Origin of the sequence: Fusicatenibacter faecihominis (assembly GCF_020686945.1) — a bacterium.
In the GTDB taxonomy this organism is placed as follows: domain Bacteria; phylum Bacillota; class Clostridia; order Lachnospirales; family Lachnospiraceae; genus Limivivens; species Limivivens faecihominis.
Genome location: NZ_JAJEPR010000019.1, coordinates 1 through 17,797 on the forward strand (window position 1 = coordinate 1; position 17,797 = coordinate 17,797).

Sequence of the window (17,797 nt, forward strand, 5' to 3'; positions counted from 1 at the left end):
TGTTTGGCGGGTCCCAAGTTCAAAAGCCTTATCGTGCAAGCACGAACGGCTTTTTGAGCTTTTGACCCTGGCATCATTATATTTAAAAATAAAAAAATCTTGACAGAATTCATTCACTGCTGTATAGTTTAAGCGTATGTGATATGAGTTTCTGACAGAGTATCCATGCAAATATTTTCTCTGACCACCCAGTTGGGTTAAGGCCATACGGACAGCCGGGTCAACTGCCGAAGGGCGATTTTATCGCCATTATTGATTTTTGATAATGGAAAGCATAGCTTTCTGTTGTTGGGTGAAAAACTCAATTTTATGAGTTGTTTTATTTTCTGTGCGTGATGCGCATCAACTTGTAAATCAGTCAATAAGAGTAGTAAAAGTAAGTATTTGCTATATAGACTCTGACGAAGAACTCATTTTTTATTGGGGATTTTCTGCATGCGCGGGAAAATCCGGGAAAAACAGATAAAGTGAGTATATTTACAGGCAGTATGTCATCAAAGGCATGCTGCCTGTATTTTTGTAACTATTCAGAGTCAAGCAGATTTTCAGGAAAACACAACGAAATGAAGCGCAGCGAAATCGAGGTGTGGCTCTGAATAGTTACATATCTTATACAACCGGAGGAAATCATGGGGGAGAAATTGAAACTATACGGGTTTAATAACCTGACCAAAGCCCTGAGCTTTAACATTTATGATGTCTGTTATGCCAAGACGGCACGAGAGCAGAAAGACTATATTGATTATATAGACGAACAGTATAATGCGGAACGTCTTACAGGGATTCTTACGACCCTGACGGATATGATCGGAGCAACGGTTCTGAATATTGCCCGCCAGGATTATGAGCCTCAGGGGGCTTCTGTTACGCTTCTGATCGCGGAGGATTCCATGCTGCCGAGAAGCCAGACACAGCTGGCCCATCTGGATAAAAGTCATGTGACGGTACATACCTATCCGGAATACCATCCGGAGACCTGCATTGCTACCTTCCGGGTGGATATCGACGTGGCGACCTGCGGGGAGATCACGCCGCTTTCCACACTGGATTATCTCATCGGTTCCTTTGACTCGGATATCATTACGATGGATTACCGGGTGAGAGGCTTTACCAGGGATGTCAATGGAAAAAAACTCTTCCTGGATCATCCGGTCACATCCATTCAGGATTATATCAATCCGGAGATTCTAAGGCGCTATGACGCAGTGGATATCAATGTCTATGCGGCCAGCCTTTTCCACACCCGGATGATGATCAAAGAGCCGGATCTTCAGAACTATCTTTTCAAGACGGATATTTATGAGCTTCCGCCGCTGACCCGGCTGGAGATCATGAACAACCTCCGCCGGGAAATGATCGAGATTTTCAACGGCAGAAACATTTATTAGGAGGCAAAAGAGTGAAAGAGTTATCTCAGGAAAGAGCTCCGATCTATGAAGCTCTGGAACGTTTTAATAAGATGCGGGTGGTTCCTTTTGACGTACCTGGCCATAAAAGAGGAAGGGGAAATCCAGAGCTGACCCGGCTTCTGGGGGAGAGCTGCATCCGGCTGGATGTGAATTCCATGAAACCACTGGACAATCTCTGTCATCCGGTTTCGGTGATCCGGGAAGCGGAAGATCTGGCGGCGGAGGCTTTTCATGCATCCCATGCCTTTCTGATGGTGGGAGGGACGACCTCCGCAGTGCAGAGCATGATCCTTTCCGCCACGCGAAGAGGGGAAAAAATCATCCTTCCGAGAAATGTACACCGAAGCGTTATGGGAGCCATGGTACTGAACGGAGCAATTCCCGTTTATGTAAATCCGGAAGGAAATGAGCGGCTGGGCATCCCTCTTGGTATGAGTGTGGAAGCGGTAAAAAAAGCCATTCAGGAAAATCCGGATGCAAAAGCTGTTTTTGTCAACAATCCGACCTATTATGGCATCTGTTCGGATCTCAGAGCCATTGTGGAGCTGGCCCATGCCAATCATATGCTCTGTCTGGTGGATGAGGCCCACGGAACTCATTTCTATTTCAGCGATAAACTGCCGCTGTCAGCTATGGATGCAGGAGCCGATATGGCTGCGGTTTCCATGCATAAATCCGGCGGAAGCCTGACCCAGAGCTCCCTTCTTCTGACCGGTCCTGCCATGCAGGAGGGCCATGTCCGCCAGATCATTAATCTGACCCAGACCACCAGCGGTTCCTACCTGCTGCTTTCCAGCCTGGATATTTCCCGAAGAAATCTGGCTCTTCGGGGAAAGGAAGCTTTTGAGCGGGTGATTGAACTGGCGGAATATGCCAGAAAAGAGATCAATCAGATCGGCGGTTATTATGCCTATTCCCGGGAACTGATCAACGGGGACAGCATTTATGATTTTGACGTGACCAAGCTTTCTGTGAATACCCTGGATGTGGGACTGGCGGGCATCGAAGTCTATGATCTTCTCCGGGATGAATACGATATCCAGATCGAATTTGGAGATCTGGGAAATATTCTGGCTTATCTTTCCATCGGAGACCGGTCACGGGAGATCGAGCGTCTGGTCAGTGCTCTTTCTGAGATCCGGCGGCGCTTCGGCAGGGAAAAGGGCGGCTTGATGAAGCAGGAATATATCGATCCCAGAGTTGCCGTTTCTCCCCAGGATGCTTTTTATGCGGAAAAGGAATCCCTTCCGCTGATGGAGACGGCCGGGCGGATCTGCAGCGAGTTCGTCATGTGCTATCCGCCGGGAATCCCGATTCTGGCGCCGGGAGAGGAGATTACAGAAGATATCCTGCATTATATCGTTTATGCCAAGGAAAAAGGCTGCTCCATGACCGGACCGGAGGATGCGGCCATCGAACGGCTGAACGTGCTGAAAGGAGTTTAAAAAATGGAATTATGGTTTACCGAGTCTCATACCCCCAATGTGAAATTCTCCATACGGGTGGATAGACAGCTTTATTCCTCGCAGAGTGAATTCCAGAGGATTGATGTCTTTGAATCGCCGGAATTTGGCCGGATTCTTGTCCTTGACGGATATCTTATGATGACGGAAAAAGACGAGTTCATCTATCATGAAATGATCACCCATGTTCCCATGGCAGTGCATCCAAACGTAAAAAGCGTGCTGGTCATCGGAGCCGGAGATGGCGGCGTGATCCGGGAACTGACCCGTTATCCGGAGATCGAGCATATCGATATGGTGGAAATTGATGAAGAGGTTGTTGAAGTTTCAAAGAAATATCTGCCTCAGACGGCCTGTGCCTTTGACGATCCGCGGCTTCATATTTTCTATGAGGACGGACTGAAATATATCCGCTCTGCTCATGACAAATATGACCTCATCATTGTGGATTCCACGGATCCCTTCGGGCCCGGTGAGGGATTGTTTACCAGAGAATTTTACGGGAACTGCTATAAAGCTCTTCATGAAGATGGAATCCTGATCAATCAGCATGAAAGTCCTTTTTATGAGGAGGATGCCATGGCCTGCCAGCGGGCACACAAACGGATCGTGGAATCTTTCCCCTTAAGCCGGGTTTATCAGGTGCATATTCCAACCTATCCGTCCGGTCACTGGCTTTTTGGCTTTTCATCCAAGAAATATCATCCTCTGAAAGATCTTGACGAGGCCCGCTGGAATGCCAGAGGACTGAAATGCCGTTACTATACAACTACGCTTCACCGGGGCTCCTTCTATGTCCCGGCTTATGTGGAGGAATTGCTGGAAGATGTTGAGTAAAAATGTAGAGACTTTTTTGGAATGTGATAAGACTTATGAGGAGGCGGATACTGTCCTTTTTGGAGCTCCTTTTGACTCCACCACGTCTTTTCGTCCGGGAACCCGCTTTGGAAGTGGTGCGATCCGTCATGAATCTTTCGGACTGGAGAGCTACAGCCCCTACCAGGACAGGGATCTTCGGGACGCCCGGATCATGGACAGCGGTGATCTGGAACTTCCTTTTGGAAATACGGAGGAAGTGCTTCGTGAGATCGAGGAGCGGGCAGCAGAAATCCTCAGCGATGGAAAACGCCCCTTTCTTCTGGGCGGGGAGCATCTGGTTACCCTGGGTGCTTTTCGGGCAGCACTGAAAAAATATCCAGAGCTCTGCATGATCCATTTTGATGCCCATACGGATCTTCGTGAGGACTATCTGGGCGTGAAGTTATCTCATGCCTGTGTGATCCGAAGATGCTGGGAGCTGGCCGGTGAGGGCCGGATTCATCAGTTTGGCATCCGTTCCGGGGAACGGGAAGAATTCCTTTTTGGAAAAGAACATACAGATCTTCATGCTTTTACTTTTGACGGGCTTGCAGAGGTCCTGGATTCACTAAAAGATGCTCCGGTCTATTTTACCGTGGATCTGGATGTCATGGATCCCTCTGTTTTTCCAGGGACAGGAACGCCGGAACCCGGCGGAGTCAGCTTCGATGAGCTAAGAAAGGCAGTGACTCTGGTCTGCCAGAGAGCGAATGTTGTCGCCCTGGATGCTAACGAACTGTCTCCGCATTATGATGCCAGCGGGGCGTCCACGGCTGTGGCAGCCAAGATCGTCCGGGAAATGCTTCTGGCGCTGATGCAGTAAAATTTTGAAAATTCGGGCCGGGTGTTTTCCGGTTCAAAGTGCTCATTCATGAGGCAGTGAGGGGCACTTTGAGCTGGAAATCCCCATGGCTCTGAAAGGATTATACGATATCAATAAAAACGGGAGGAATTGTTTTATGGGAAAAGTACTGATCATCGGTTGCGGCGGAGTTGCCTCTGTTGCCATCCACAAATGCTGCCAGAACAGCGAGGTATTCAGCGAGGTATGTATCGCCAGCCGGACAAAATCCAAATGTGATGCACTGAAAGAGAAACTGGAAGGAACCACAAAAACAAAGATCACCACAGCGCAGGTGAATGCAGATAACGTAGACGAGCTCATTGCACTGATCGAAAAGGAAAAGCCCCAGGTGGTTTTAAATCTGGCCCTTCCCTATCAGGATCTGACTATTATGGATGCCTGCCTGGCTACGAAGACTCATTATGTGGATACCGCTAACTATGAGCCGGAAGATACGGCAAAATTTGAGTACAGCTGGCAGTGGGCTTACCGGGAACGGTTTGAAAAAGCAGGAATCACTGCTCTTCTGGGAAGCGGTTTTGACCCGGGTGTCACCAGCGTATTTTCTGCCTATGCCCTGAAACATCAGTTTGACGAGATCAACTATATTGATATTCTCGACTGCAACGGCGGCGACCATGGATATCCTTTTGCCACAAACTTTAATCCGGAAATTAATATCCGTGAGGTTTCTGCCAAAGGTTCCTACTGGGAAGACGGCCATTGGGTGGAGACCGAGCCCATGGAGATCAAAAGGGTTTATAACTTTGATCAGGTAGGAGAGAAGGATATGTACCTTCTTCACCATGAAGAGATCGAAAGCCTGGCGTTAAATATGCCGGGAATCAAGAGAATCCGTTTCTTCATGACCTTCGGCCAGAGTTATCTGACACACCTTCGCTGTCTGGAAAATGTGGGTATGACCTCGATCGAACCGATCATGTATGAAGGAAAAGAGATCGTTCCTCTGCAGTTCTTAAAAGCAGTCCTTCCGGATCCGGCTTCCCTTGGCCCACGCACAAAGGGAAAAACCAACATCGGCTGTATTTTCCAGGGAAAGAAAGACGGCAAAGACAAGACCTATTATCTCTACAATGTATGTGATCATCAGGAATGTTATAAAGAGGTGGGATCTCAGGCAGTTTCCTATACCACCGGTGTTCCGGCCATGATCGGTGCCATGATGCTGATGACCGGAACCTGGAACAAGCCCGGCGTCCATAACATCGAAGAGTTTGATCCGGATCCCTTCATGGAAGCATTGAATAAATGGGGCCTTCCCTGGACGGAAGATTTCCATCCGGTACTGGTAGACTGATGAGCGGTCAGATCCGTACTCCGTATTTCCTGGTGGATGAAAAACGGTTGATTCAGAATCTGGAGCTGTTAAAAAAAGTAGAAGAGGAGGGTCCCTGCCGGATCCTCCTGGCGCAGAAAGCCTTTTCCATGTTTTCTGTTTATCCGCTGATCCGGAAGTATCTGGTCGGTTCCACAGCCAGCGGTCTCTACGAGGCAAGGCTTGGAAAAGAAGAATTTGGCGGGGAGACGCATGTGTTCTCTCCGGCTTACCGGGAAGACGAATTTGAGGAACTTCTGACCTATGCCGATCATCTGGTATTCAATTCTCCTTCCCAGCTTCGAAAATACAGCCCCCGGGCCCGGGCGCTGGGAAAAGAGACCGGCCTTCGGATCAATCCTGAATGCTCCACCCAGGAAGGCCATGCCATCTATGATCCCTGTGCTCCGGGTTCCCGCCTGGGGACTACACTGGAACAGTTTGAGGAAGAACTGCTGCCTCTTCTGGATGGCCTGCATTTTCATACGCTCTGCGAACAGGATTCTGATGATTTAGAGACCACGGCAGAGGTATTTGAGAAGAAATTTGGAAAATATCTTTATCAGATGAAATGGGTCAATTTTGGCGGAGGCCATCATATTACAAGAAAGGATTATGATGTGGAACGACTTCTTCGTATTGTCCGTCATTTTCATGAGACCTATGGTGTGACGGTCTATCTGGAGCCTGGGGAAGCCGTGGTTCTGAACGCAGGTTATCTCGTGACTTCTGTTCTGGAAACGCTTTATAATGGAATGGATCTTGCAATTCTGGATACCTCCGCAGCCTGCCACATGCCGGATGTTCTGGAAATGCCCTATCGTCCGCCTCTTAAAAACAGCGGAGAACCGGGGGAGAAATCATATACTTATCGCCTGGGTGGACCAACCTGCCTGGCCGGAGATGTGATTGGAGACTATTCCTTTGATATGCCTTTAAAAGAAGGTGACCGTCTGGTTTTCGAAGATATGGCACTTTATACTATGGTAAAAACAAATACATTCAACGGAATGCCGCTTCCATCCATTGCGCTCCGGCATGTGGACGGAAGCAAGGAAGTGATCCGAAGCTTTGGCTATGAAGACTTTAAAAAAAGGTTGTCCTGAGATTTTTCAGGACAGCCTTTTTAAAGCGAAACTTACATTTTTTTCATGCGGATCATATTCCAGCTGTGCTTGGTGAGATAACCGGAAAGCTCTCCATCTTTCAAACTTACGGTATTTCCCTTGGCGGGAGCCACGGTATCCGGCTGCGCCTCGGTATTGACAGCCTTGAGATCATCATTGGTCAGAACGAGATGCTCGGTGATGGTATAACCGGCGAACTGGCGGAGGTCACAGTGGATCTCCATATCTTCCTCGAGATCTTTGTTCACAGCGAAAAGGGTCAGCTCCTCGTTTTCTTCCTTCCATACGAGTACAGCATCCAGGTAGGGAGCGTCGCCGTAGGTCTTACTGTCGTAGACAGGACCTTTTACCAGAGTGTTGAGGACGGTTCCGCGGCCATAGGTGCTGGTGTAGGCGAAGGGATAGAAGATAGTCTGTCTCCAGGCTCCGGTATCGGAGGTCATGATCGGAGCGATGACGTTGACCAGCTGGGCCAGGCAGGCGATCTTGACACGGTCTGCGTGGCGAAGAAGGGTGATGAGAAGGCTTCCCACGAGAAGGGCATCCTCAAAGTTGTAGATATCCTCCAGCTGGTGCGGCGCTTTGCCCCATTTCTCCAGCTTTTCATCGGCTTCATGGGAGTGGTACCAGACGTTCCATTCGTCAAATGAGAGGTTGATCTTTTTCTTGCCGCGTTTCTTTGCCTTGACGCTGTCCAGAATGGAGACAACGGAGGAGATGAACTCATCCATGCCTACGCTGCCGGCCAGGAAATCCGGTGTGTCGTTGGCGGCGTTGGAGTAATACTGGTGAAGGGACATGTAGTCTACCTGATCATAACAGGTGCTAAGTACCTCATCTTCCCAGGCACCGAAGGTCGGCATCGTGGGGCCGGAGCTTCCGCAGACCACGGTCTCGATGGTCGGATCGAGCATCTTCATGAGGCGGCCGGTTTCTTCAGCGGTACGGCCGTACTCGTGAGCGGTCTTGTGGCCCATCTGCCAGGGACCGTCCATCTCATTTCCCAGGCACCAGAGCTTGATATCGTGGGGCTTCTCGTAGCCGTGTTTTTTTCTCAGGTCACTGTAGTAGGTGCCTCCGGGGAAGTTGCAGTATTCCAGAAGATTTCTGGCTTCTTCCGGTCCGCGGGTGCCTAAGTTGACAGCCATCATGACATTGGTGTCGGCTTTTTTTGCCCAGGAAGCAAACTCATTGAGACCGAAGGCGTTGGTTTCGATGACCTGCCAGGCCAGTTCTGCGCGGGCGGGGCGCTCTTCTCTGGGACCCACGCTGTCCTCCCAGCGGAAGCCGGATACGAAGTTGCCGCCGGGATAGCGGACTACGGGAACCTTCATTTCCCGGACAAGATCGATCACATCTTTACGGAATCCTTCTTCATCTGCAAAAGGACTTCCCGGCTGGTAAATGCCCTCGTAAACAGCCCGGCCCAGCTGCTCGATGAAGGAACCGTAGAGTCTCGGGTCTACCTCGTCGATGAGATAATGTTTGTCTGCGATGATTTCTGCTTTTTTCATTTGCGTACCTCCTGTTTCGCATATTCTTAAAATGATTCTACCGCCCAATATCCTTCCTGACCACATTTTTTCTTCCGGAAAACTTGACTTTTCTTCCGGTCTTATACTAGGATAGTCTGTAGGAGGAAAATGTCATGTTTCAGATCGATTACTGCGAATACAACCGTACCAACGTGGATTATGACCGGATTTACCGGCCGGGGGGAAGCGGAGATTACCTTCTGCTCCTCTTAAAGACGCCGATGAAGTGCCATTTGAAGGGAAAATTAGAGATTTCCGGGGAAAATGCCTGCCTTCTCTATGCCCCCCAGGAATGTCAGGACTACCAGGCGGTGCAGAAATTCCGGAACAGCTATGTTCATTTTTCTACGGATCTTCCGTTTGCAGACGAATATGGAATCCCGACCTCAATTCTTCTCTATCCGGAAAATTTCATGGAACTGGACGAATACATCCGCCTGATTCAGCAGGAATACCTTACCAGGCCGCCCTTCTTCCAAGAGCGCTGCAGGCTTTTGATGGAGGAGCTTTTTCTCCTTCTTTCCAGAAGTTTTGCCCGAAAGGGGGAAAGGGTGGACCAGGAGGCCTCGGAGCTTAAGGAAGAGTTTCAGCGCCTCCGCCTTACCATGCTCTCCAGCTGTGAGGAGGACTGGAGTGTGGAACGGCTCTGCCGGGAGAGCAGTCTTTCCAAGAGTCAGTTTTTTGCCTATTACAAACGTTTCTTTGAGAACAGCCCCAAGGCGGAGCTTTTGCAGGCCCGGATGGAGAAGGCCAGAACCCTTCTCAGTAATGAAGCGCTCCAGGTTCAGCAGGCGGCCAGACAGTGCGGTTTTACCAATATGCAGCATTTTTCCAGATATTTCAAAGCCTGGTATCACTGCTCCCCGAGGGAATATAAAGAGCGTCTTCGGAAAACGGGAATTGACGGAATTTCTTCCTTATTATAATAGGGTTAAAAGGAAACCGTTTTCCAGACTTTCAGACTTGTGTAAAATTTCAGAAAATAGAAGAATAATCCGTCGCCTGCATACATAATTAAAAGGTTTGTCTTTAACTGTCTTTTAGTGCAATAAAAAAGTGCAAATTGACAAGGCGTCTCGCATTGACGAAACTCCGTTTGAAAGGTATACTTAATTCAACAGAAAATTTGAAGGGGGATATTTAGAAATGGTTTCTATTACCTGCAAAGGCATCAAAGTAACGCTTGACGACGAAACCCTGTGCTATGAATTTTCAAAAGATTCAACTGTGTGGCGCTGGAGAGAGAAGTACCGTCCGAGAATCGAGTGTGAGGATGGTATCGTATATTTCTCTGATGCAAAGAATATCTGGCATAAGCAGATCCGCAGCGGAGTAGGAGAGGGCATCTTAAGTCATTATGAGAATTTTACTCTGGCAGACGGTAAGACAGCTTCCTACGCATTTGAAACTCTGGTATGGGTAGAGTCCACCACAGGTCACGTTTACTGTGAATGGATGCCGGTAAAAGAAGAGGGACTGAAGATTAAAGCAGTCCGCTGGCCGGGAGAGATGGCGTTCGACGAGCCGAAGAAGACCTGGTACACACTGATCAATGAGGGACAGGGTCTTCTGATCCCCAACACCTGGAAGAATGAGCTTGGCTCCATCGCTTTTGACGGAACCTTCGGCACAGAGGGAAGCTACATGCCCTGGTACGCACAGGTGAAAGACAGAAGCGGTTATCTTCTGATTGCCGTGACTCCCTGGAATGCAGGCTGGAAAGCAGAGCATCCGGCAGGAGGTCCTTACACCCACATCGGTGTACATATGGAGCCCAGCCTTGGAAAGATGGATTACCGCAGAGTTTTCCGTTATACGTTCCTTGAGGACTGCGACTACAACGATATCTGTAAAGAGTACCGTCATTATGCAAAAGAAAAAGGTCTCTTAAAGACTCTGGCTGAGAAAGCAGCCAAGAACCCGACGATCCACGATCTTATCGGATGTTCCGTTATGCATACCGGCATCAAGAAGAGCGTGCAGCCGGAATCCCGCTTCTATGATAAAGCGCATCCGGAAAACAACGAGTCTCTGAACACCTTCGCGGAGCGCGAGAAAGAAGCGAGGACCCTCCACGAGCTGGGAGTGAAGAAACTCTACATGCATCTGGACGGCTGGGGACAACCCGGATACGACAACCAGCATCCGGATTACACACCGGCCTGCAAGGAAGCCGGCGGCTGGGAAGGCATGAAATCTCTGGTGGATGCGATGCATGAGATGGGATATCTTTTCGGTATCCATGACCAGTACCGTGACTACTACTTCGCAGCGAAGACCTTTGACCGCGAGTATGCGCTTCAGCTTCCTGATGGAACGATGCCGCAGCATCATATGTGGGCAGGCGGAGAGCAGACTTACCTCTGTGCGACTCAGGCTCCCTACTATGTAAAGAGAAACTTCACGATCCTGAAGGATCACGGCATTGATCTGGACTGTGCTTACCTGGATGTATTTACCTGTAACGAAGGTGATGAGTGCGACAATCCGCATCACCGCATGACCAGAAAAGAATGTTATGCGTACAGAAATGAATGCTTTGAGTATCTTCTGACCAACAACATCCTTCCGAGTTCAGAAGAGGCAAACGACTGGAGTATGCCGAGCCTGGTATTTTGCCATTACGCTCCCTACAACTTCATGCTCAAAGCCCCGGGTACACCGAAATACGGTATTCCGGTACCGCTTTTCAACCTGGTATTCCATGACTGTCTGATCATCCCCTGGCTGATGGAGAAAGTCAGCGACAATGAAGATTATATGCTCTATGCTCTGATCAACGGCGGTATCCCCTATCTGCTCAGAGACGGCGCTTATCCGGGAATGGATGGAGCGTTCTCCGAGAACCAGAGAGAAAAACTGATCGAGGATATCAATCGTTCCAAAGTTGTAGCAGAGCTTCACGAGAGGATCGCTATGCAGGAACTGAGCCACCACGAGATCCTCGATGACGAGGGCCTGGTTCAGAAGAGCTCGTTTGCAGACGGCACCACGGTAACAGTCGACTTCACAAAGAATACTTACGAGATCATCGCCGACTGACGTACGGCTGTGTGTTGCACGGAAACATTGGCAGATGATGCTAATTGTGTAAATAAAACACACAATCGTGACACAAAAGCAAAATGTGGTGTTTTTAGACAAAATAGTAGTTGTAATTGTGAAAATATTGTGCTAAAATAACTACAATGCAAAGGAGCAGAGGGCTGTATATGGGCAGACTCGATTGCTCCTTTTCCATAAGCTGATAGAGGAGCAGAGTTATGGAGGATGAACGCCCGGTGCAGCCAAAGCGTTCAAATAAAACCAAGGAGATGATGTAATGCAGATGACAAAAGAAGCAAAAGCGTATCAAAAATCAGCCTGGATAATCCGTCTGGTATTCCTGCTGGCTGGCCTGATGATCGCAGGCGGAGGAATTTGGTACGTTGCGATCACTGGTATCATTGGAAGAAAGAGTTGGGATTTTGGTAAATATGGACTGCCGCCGGCAATCCTGGCAGCAGCAGGAGGAGTTGTTCTCCTGGCCGCAATCATTGCATATTTCAAAATGCCCTGCTTCAGTTACAAAGCAGCGCCCCTCATGAGAGACTTAAAGAGAACCAAAGGTAAATACCTGATGATTCTCCCGGGCCTGATCTTCGTTTTCGTTTTCAGTTACATGCCCATGTATGGTATCGTACTTGCTTTCAAAACCTACAAAGTAAAGAGCGGTATCCTCTTCTCCGCATGGTGCGGCATGGAAAACTTCACCCGTTTCTTCAGCCGTGACATCGCATGGGACGTAATCGGAAATACCTTATTCATTGGTGTAACCCAGCTGATCATCACTTTCCCGATTCCGATCATCCTGGCACTCCTTCTGAACGAGCTTCATCATAAGAAATTCAAAAAGACCGTTCAGTCCATTATTTACCTTCCGCACTTCGTGAGCTGGATCATCATGTACTCCCTGATGTTCTCCCTGTTCTCCATCACCGGCGGTGCGGTAAACAAACTCCTGATCTCCATGGGTCTGAATCCTGTCAACCTGATGTCCAATCCGGACAGCTTCTATGGAATGCTTTACGGAACCAGCATCTGGAAAGAGGCAGGTTGGGGAACCATCATCTACATAGCAGCTATCACCGGTGTAGACGCTGAGCTTTACGAGGCTGCAAGAATGGACGGAGCGAACCGTCTGCAGCAGTGCTTCTATATTACACTGCCCTGTATCGCCTTCTCCATCACCACCATGCTGATCCTGAATGTAGGTTCCGTCATGGGTGCGAACTTCGACCAGATCATGAACCTGCGTACTGACGCAACTGCAAGTACCGTTGCTCAGGTTATCGATACTTACGTTTATGACATGGGTGTATCGAAAGGACAGTATGACCTGTCCACAGCCATTGGTCTTTTCCAGCAGGCTGTAAACTGTGTTCTGCTGTTTGGCAGTAACTTTGTTGTAAAGAAGATGTCCGGCGAGGGATTCTTCTAAAAACAGGTTGAAAAAAACTGCTATTTTTCTGAAACAGCAGAATTGACTAGGAGGTAATTTACATGGCTGGAAAGCATAAAAATTCAAAAATCAGCGCCGCAGGATCCCACGGCGGAAATGCAATCAAGCAGTCAATGGGTTCCCGTATCTTTGATGTTTTCAACATCTGCCTGTTCATTTTACTGGCGATCGTTATCCTGTTCCCCTTCTGGAACATCATTGCGATCTCCCTGACAGGTAATGCGGAGTACATGGCAAGCTCCTTCATCCTTTTCCCGAAGAAGCCGACACTGGAGGCCTATAAGTACATCTTCTCCACAGCCCTGTTCATCCGTGCATTTGGTGTGACTTTCCTGATCACCATCACCGGAACCGCCCTTTCCGTTCTGGTAACTTCCATGCTGGCTTACGGTCTGAAAAAACCGAACCTTCACGGATACAAATTTTTCATGATTTATCTTCTGATTACGATGTTCTTCTCAGGCGGACTGATCCCCACCTACTATAACATCACCAAGACTCTGCACTTAAGCAACAACATCCTGGCTCTGATCCTGCCGGGTGCAGTAAACGTCTTCAACTTCGTAATCATGCGTTCCTTCTTCGTTCAGCTTCCGGACTCTCTGGAGGAGGCAGCAAGAATCGACGGAGCAAACGAGTACACGATCCTGTTCCGCATCATCTACCCGCTGTCCATTCCGATGCTGGCAACCATCGCTATGTTCGTAGCCGTTGGTCTGTGGAACAGCTGGTTCTCCGCACAGTTGTACATGCGTGATGAGAACTGGTATCCTCTGCAGCTGATCATTCGTAACTACATCGTACGAAATTCCAAACCGGCAGACATGCAGCTGATGGAAGGTCTTCGTGACGCAGCTGGTAACAGACTGTACCTGAACGAGACCGGTATCAAGATGGCCTGCGCCGTTGTATCCACCATTCCGATGCTTCTGATCTATCCGTTCATCCAGAAATACTTCGAGAGCGGTGTTACCATCGGTGCCGTAAAAGGCTGATGTGTGTTCTCTGTTGATTGTAAAGCTACGGCTTTTCAATAAAAAATTCATATCATAAGGAGGTTTTTTATGAAAAGAAGAAAGTTAGTTTTAGCAGCCATGATCGCGGCCATGGCAGTACCGTCCCTCAGCGCAATGGCTTATGATGGTGACATCCTTACCATCACAGCCGACAGTGATGGCGATCCCTTTAGCTGGGATACTTCCACTGACAAGCTGGCAGCTATGATCGAGGACAAGTTCGGAATCGACTTCCAGCAGAGCGAGACCAACTACTACAACAACGACTTCACCGTAACACAGCTGGCTGCTGTAGACGGAACTCTGCCGGATGTATTCTGTGCAGATATTCTGTACTACACCCAGGAGATCACTCAGTTCATCCCCGAGGAGCTGGTAGCAGAGATTCCGGAAGAGCTTCTGGACAAATATCCGCTGACCAAACAGCTTCTGGAGAATGACGCTGTATCTCAGGTTGTTAAGAGCATGTACGACGGTTACTACTTCCTGCCGAAGCCGGACTCTGCTGACCCGAACATCTACAAGGCAGAGAGAAAAGGTATCTTCATTCGTAAAGACTGGCTGGAGAATGTAGGCATGGAGATGCCGACCACCTGGGAAGATCTTTACAATGTAGCTCACGCTTTCACTTATGACGATCCGGATGGAAACGGTGTAAAAGATACCTACGGCCTGACTGGTGACGGTATGGGAACTCTCCGTTACTTCTTCTCCAGCACCGGCGTAAGCAACCGTTACTGGGGCAAAGATGAGGATGGAAACTGGTCCTACGGCGCTCTGGATGACAAGAACATCGAGCCGCTGGAGTGGCTGAGAAAAATGTACGAAGACGGCTCCATCGATCCGGACTTCGGTGCATCCACATGGGAGACTGGTCTTCAGAAATTCTCCTCCAACACCTTTGGTATGTGTGTAAGAAATGCTGACGCAGACTGGATCAATGGCGTAGCTGTTAAATACTACGGCGCTGCTAACCCGGACTGCAACCCGTTTGATCGTATCGACGTGATCCCGGCTCTGGCTGAGGCTGAGGGCGAGACCCCGCGTATGGATGGTTATGTATCCTGTATGGTAGCTACCATGTTCTCCGGCGAGATCGACGAGGAGAAGATGGATCGTTTCCTGGCATACTATGAGTACCTCCTGTCTGACGAAGGTAAAATGCTTCGTATGGGTCTGGAAGGCGAAGACTGGCAGAAGAACGATGACGGTACCATCTCTCTGATCCGTGACGAGAACGGTAACGCTTCTGTACTTGCAACCAAATATCCGTGTATCCCGGTTACCCATTGGCCCAGCTGGGGATTCGAAATGTCTGCAGATCCCGACATCGAGTTCTTTGATGAGTACGATGCTGAGACCAAAGCACTGAACAAAACTGCTTGCGATATCCGTAACCAGGATCCGGTATATCCGGAAGTTGGTCCTCTGCTGCTGGATGATACCACAGTAACCGACGCTCAGGCATTCAACATCAGCTCTGAGTACTGGACCATCATCACCGGAACTGAGCCGGTAGCTGATATGTTCGCTGATATGAAGGAAAGAGCTCTTTCCAGCGGATACGCTGATGCAACTGAGGTTGTACAGGAGAAAGCAGAGGAGCTTGGCTGGTAGTAGTTCGCCGAAAAGTTTTCTGTAAGTAAAATGTAAGCTTCAAAAGCCCTGCAGGAAAGCCTGCAGGGCTTTTTTTCTACACAAAACACTTTCTGTAAGTGGCAAATATTATAATTGGGAGGCATCTGTACTTATGAAACCGGAACTTCGTTTTGAGACAAAAAAAATGATGAGCTCTGATCTGGGACCTCAGGCCTGTGTTCCTGATCTGATCGGCGAGCACATCCTGCAGAATGACACGAAATTTGATCTGGGTGAGCATGATGAAATTTATGAAGGCTTTGGCCGCAAGAGAAGCGCTTATCCTTACCGGCAGTACAACAGCTATACGAGAGAGCTGAAAGAGAAGGATATTAAGATCGCAGTCCTGGAAAATGACTACCTGAAGGCAGTTTTCCTGCCGGAGTACGGCGGCCGTCTCTGGGAACTCTGGGACAAGACCACAGGAAAAAATCTCCTTTACACCAATGACGTTCTGCGTTTCAGTAACCTGGCTGTCCGCAATGCCTGGTTCAGCGGTGGCGTGGAGTGGAACATCGGTATCATCGGCCATCATGCCTTTACCACCCAGCCTATGTACACAGCGGAAACGGAGACAGAGGACGGTCTTCCGGTTCTCCGCTTCTATGAGTATGAGAGAATCCGCCAGGTGCCTTATCAGATCGATTTCTGGCTGGAGGAGGACGGCCGTTTCCTGAACTGCCGTATGCGGATCGTCAACGAGAGCAGTGAAGTGATTCCGATGTACTGGTGGAGCAATATGGCCGTTCCGGAGTATGAGAATGGAAGAGTGGTTGTTCCGGCAGAGCAGGCTTTTACCGGCAGAAAAGGCATGATCGTGAAGGTGGATATTCCCATGGTGGATGGCGTGGAAGTCACCGATTACAAGAAGATCCCGAATTCTGTGGACTATTTCTTCGCAATCCAGGAGGAAAAGCCGAAATTCATCGCAAACCTGGATCAGGACGGTTACGGTCTTCTTCAGATCTCCACGAAACGTCTCCAGGGCAGAAAGCTCTTCTCCTGGGGCAAACGTCCGGGCTCTGATCACTGGCAGGAGTTCCTGACAGATAAGGCCGGAAGATATGTGGAGATTCAGGCAGGCCTCGGAAAGACCCAGTACGGCTGCATACCGATGGCACCGCACACCTCCTGGGAGTGGCTGGAGCAGTACGGAGCCGTACAGGCAACCCCGGGCCATCTTGACAAGACCCATAAGGAGAGAGCCGACGAGCTGACTTCCTATGTTCTCGAGGCCGGTATTCCCGGCAAGCTGGAAGAAAAGCTGAAAGCGACGGCTTCCATGGCCAAAAAAGAGGCGAAGGTCGTCATCACAGGAAGCGGCTACGGTTCCATGAAAGATCACAGCCGTCTGGAGGGCCATCTGAAATACGAGACCACAGAGTCCCTGAAAAAATGGGAGAAATTCTTTGAGACGGGTCTTCTTCACGAGCCGGCTCCGGAAGAGATCCCGGATGAATTCCTGATCAATGAGGACAATCTCGATTTCCTTCTTGCTACGCTGGATAAGCAGAACAAGGACAACTGGTACGCGCATTATCAGGCAGGCGTCGGCTACTTCACGAGAGAAGACTATACCAGCGCTGAGAAAGAGCTGAAGACTTCCTGGTACTTAAGGAAGAGCGCCTGGGCTGCTCACGCTCTGGCTTCTGCAGCGGTGCTTTCCGGCCATGATACGGAGACCGTGCAGTGGATCGGCGAGGGCCTCAAACTGGAGCACAAGAACCTTTCCTATCTCAAGGACGCTCTGAAACTCCTTTCCTACTGCAAGGCCTGGGAGGAGATCATCCGCTGGTACGAGGCCTTCGACGAAGAAGAAAAGAAGGCAGGAAAACTGAGATATTATTATATTTCCGCCCTCTACCATACAGGCAAAGCGAAGGAGGCTCTGGAGCTTCTGGAGGAGAACGGAGGCCTTGAGATTCCGGATATCCGCGAAGGTGAGGATTCCATTGCCCAGCTGTATCTGGATATCCAGAAGACCCTCACCGGTAAGGACGTTCCGCTGCCCTTCAAGTACGATTTCCGGGCAGGCTTCTGATAAGTCAGAATATTTTCTTTTGTTGACAA

At 49.3% G+C, this 17,797-nt stretch carries 13 protein-coding genes; 12 read left to right on the plus strand and 1 reads right to left on the minus strand.

The genetic code is table 11. The features are described from left to right. Window positions 1-629: 629 nt before the first annotated feature. From speD to nspC, 6 genes are all read left to right on the plus strand, one after another. Entirely contained in the window at window positions 630-1,388 is a 759-nt protein-coding gene (gene speD, locus LKD71_RS11285; RefSeq protein WP_227615487.1) for an adenosylmethionine decarboxylase, read from the plus strand. Between the two features lie 11 nt (window positions 1,389-1,399). Further along, window positions 1,400-2,854 carry an aminotransferase class I/II-fold pyridoxal phosphate-dependent enzyme gene (locus LKD71_RS11290; RefSeq protein WP_227615488.1) on the plus strand — a complete coding sequence of 485 codons (1,455 nt, stop codon included), beginning with the start codon at window positions 1,400-1,402 and terminating at the stop codon, window positions 2,852-2,854. A 3-nt stretch (window positions 2,855-2,857) separates the two neighbouring features. Beyond that, window positions 2,858-3,709, plus strand: coding sequence for a polyamine aminopropyltransferase (speE, locus tag LKD71_RS11295; protein ID WP_227615489.1), 852 nt, complete (start codon window positions 2,858-2,860; stop codon window positions 3,707-3,709). After that, window positions 3,699-4,553 (plus strand): agmatinase, encoded by an 855-nt coding sequence (speB, locus tag LKD71_RS11300; protein WP_178046683.1) that lies wholly within the window; start codon window positions 3,699-3,701, stop codon window positions 4,551-4,553. Before speE ends, speB begins: the two co-directional genes overlap by 11 nt. 136 nt (window positions 4,554-4,689) lie before the next feature. After that, window positions 4,690-5,892, plus strand: coding sequence for a saccharopine dehydrogenase family protein (locus tag LKD71_RS11305; protein ID WP_178046682.1), 1,203 nt, complete (start codon window positions 4,690-4,692; stop codon window positions 5,890-5,892). Next, window positions 5,892-7,016, plus strand: coding sequence for a carboxynorspermidine decarboxylase (nspC, locus tag LKD71_RS11310; RefSeq protein ID WP_227615490.1), 1,125 nt, complete (start codon window positions 5,892-5,894; stop codon window positions 7,014-7,016). The genes LKD71_RS11305 and nspC overlap by 1 nt, the downstream gene beginning before the upstream one ends. A gap of 32 nt (window positions 7,017-7,048) precedes the next feature. Here nspC and arfA read toward each other — a convergent pair whose 3' ends face one another. Then, the gene (gene arfA / locus LKD71_RS11315) at window positions 7,049-8,551 is read right to left on the minus strand and encodes an arabinosylfuranosidase ArfA (protein ID WP_227615491.1); all 1,503 of its coding nucleotides are present in this window, start codon (window positions 8,549-8,551) and stop codon (window positions 7,049-7,051) included. A gap of 134 nt (window positions 8,552-8,685) precedes the next feature. Here arfA and LKD71_RS11320 point away from each other — a divergent pair, with 134 nt between their 5' ends. The 6 genes from LKD71_RS11320 to LKD71_RS11345 all read left to right on the plus strand — a co-directional run bounded on the left by LKD71_RS11320 (window position 8,686) and on the right by LKD71_RS11345 (window position 17,768). Continuing rightward, on the plus strand, window positions 8,686-9,498 hold the full coding sequence (locus LKD71_RS11320; protein ID WP_227615492.1) for a helix-turn-helix transcriptional regulator: 813 nt from the start codon (window positions 8,686-8,688) through the stop codon (window positions 9,496-9,498). A 220-nt stretch (window positions 9,499-9,718) separates the two neighbouring features. Then, window positions 9,719-11,614 carry a DUF5696 domain-containing protein gene (locus LKD71_RS11325; protein ID WP_227615493.1) on the plus strand — a complete coding sequence of 632 codons (1,896 nt, stop codon included), beginning with the start codon at window positions 9,719-9,721 and terminating at the stop codon, window positions 11,612-11,614. Window positions 11,615-11,894: 280 nt separating this feature from the next. Further along, window positions 11,895-13,052 (plus strand): ABC transporter permease, encoded by a 1,158-nt coding sequence (locus tag LKD71_RS11330; RefSeq protein ID WP_227615494.1) that lies wholly within the window; start codon window positions 11,895-11,897, stop codon window positions 13,050-13,052. Between the two features lie 62 nt (window positions 13,053-13,114). After that, window positions 13,115-14,068, plus strand: a complete 954-nt coding sequence (locus LKD71_RS11335; protein WP_227615495.1) for a carbohydrate ABC transporter permease — start codon at window positions 13,115-13,117, stop codon at window positions 14,066-14,068. Window positions 14,069-14,137: 69 nt separating this feature from the next. Next, window positions 14,138-15,706, plus strand: coding sequence for an extracellular solute-binding protein (locus LKD71_RS11340; RefSeq protein WP_227615496.1), 1,569 nt, complete (start codon window positions 14,138-14,140; stop codon window positions 15,704-15,706). A 133-nt stretch (window positions 15,707-15,839) separates the two neighbouring features. After that, window positions 15,840-17,768, plus strand: a complete 1,929-nt coding sequence (locus LKD71_RS11345) for a DUF5107 domain-containing protein (RefSeq protein WP_227615497.1) — start codon at window positions 15,840-15,842, stop codon at window positions 17,766-17,768. Window positions 17,769-17,797 lie beyond the last annotated feature (29 nt).

Excerpts from the sequence above, each read along its gene's own strand:
- speD (WP_227615487.1), top strand. The coding sequence starts at position 630 with ATGGGGGAGAAATTGAAACTATACGGGTTTAATAACCTGACCAAAGCC.
- speE (WP_227615489.1), top strand. The coding sequence starts at position 2,858 with ATGGAATTATGGTTTACCGAGTCTCATACCCCCAATGTGAAATTCTCC.
- speB (WP_178046683.1), top strand. The coding sequence starts at position 3,699 with ATGTTGAGTAAAAATGTAGAGACTTTTTTGGAATGTGATAAGACTTAT.
- LKD71_RS11305 (WP_178046682.1), top strand. The coding sequence starts at position 4,690 with ATGGGAAAAGTACTGATCATCGGTTGCGGCGGAGTTGCCTCTGTTGCC.
- nspC (WP_227615490.1), top strand. The coding sequence starts at position 5,892 with ATGAGCGGTCAGATCCGTACTCCGTATTTCCTGGTGGATGAAAAACGG.
- arfA (WP_227615491.1), bottom strand. The coding sequence starts at position 8,551 with ATGAAAAAAGCAGAAATCATCGCAGACAAACATTATCTCATCGACGAG.
- LKD71_RS11320 (WP_227615492.1), top strand. The coding sequence starts at position 8,686 with ATGTTTCAGATCGATTACTGCGAATACAACCGTACCAACGTGGATTAT.
- LKD71_RS11325 (WP_227615493.1), top strand. The coding sequence starts at position 9,719 with ATGGTTTCTATTACCTGCAAAGGCATCAAAGTAACGCTTGACGACGAA.
- LKD71_RS11330 (WP_227615494.1), top strand. The coding sequence starts at position 11,895 with ATGCAGATGACAAAAGAAGCAAAAGCGTATCAAAAATCAGCCTGGATA.
- LKD71_RS11335 (WP_227615495.1), top strand. The coding sequence starts at position 13,115 with ATGGCTGGAAAGCATAAAAATTCAAAAATCAGCGCCGCAGGATCCCAC.
- LKD71_RS11340 (WP_227615496.1), top strand. The coding sequence starts at position 14,138 with ATGAAAAGAAGAAAGTTAGTTTTAGCAGCCATGATCGCGGCCATGGCA.
- LKD71_RS11345 (WP_227615497.1), top strand. The coding sequence starts at position 15,840 with ATGAAACCGGAACTTCGTTTTGAGACAAAAAAAATGATGAGCTCTGAT.